The 652-nt window shown below is 65.6% G+C and carries 1 protein-coding gene; it reads right to left on the bottom strand.

All coding sequences use genetic code 11. From position 1 onward, the window contains the following. Positions 1–73: 73 nt before the first annotated feature. On the bottom strand, positions 74–652 hold a 579-nt coding region (locus UK23_RS24760; protein ID WP_045314016.1), incomplete at its 5' end, for a CHAD domain-containing protein.

Raw genomic sequence — 652 nt, 5'->3', positions numbered from 1 at the left:
GTACTGCTCGCCTTCGGCATCGCTTGGTGCCGCCTTCGGCGGGTGGGTAGACCCAGGCCGCTGGCCGTCGTGTCTAGAGGTGTTCCTTGCTCAGCTTGTTCCAGAGGGCTGGGAGTTCGGCTTCTGTTTTGTGGGCCAGTTCTACTTCCTTGCCGTAGAGGAGGCCGAAGGTGAAGCCGTTCTCGTCGCCACGGCCCAGGTTCAGGAGGACGGGGCGGGCCACCACCGAGTCCTGGTGTTCGCCTAGGAGTGTTTGGACGTCCTTGGCTCGCTTGCGGAGGGCCTTGGCGTGCTTGCCCAGGGCCGGTTCGGCTACTTCGGCCGAGTAGCGGAGGCGTTTGGCTGCTTTGCGGGCCTCGTGGAGAGGTTCGTCGCCGTCGCGGGCTGCCAGGGCTGTTTCTACTCGGACGTCCAGGCGGTGGCGGGCCTTTTCGACCAGGCGGGGGAGGACGTCCTTCGCTTTGCCCGAGGCCAGTGCCGTGAGTGGAGGTGTGGCCAGCAGTGAGTCGATCGAGTTCAGCAAGGAGAAGTAGCGCTTGTTGTCGAGGGCGGCTACGGAGTCCTTGTGGGCCTTGGCTTCCAGCGGGGCGAAGTGGCGCGTCATGCGGGCGGCTACGTCGCCCAGCACCAGTTCTGGGGGGAGGGAGTGGAG

The organism is Lentzea aerocolonigenes, assembly GCF_000955955.1.
Lineage (GTDB): Bacteria > Actinomycetota > Actinomycetes > Mycobacteriales > Pseudonocardiaceae > Lentzea > Lentzea aerocolonigenes_A.
This window is presented reverse-complemented; position numbering and strand designations above follow the sequence as displayed.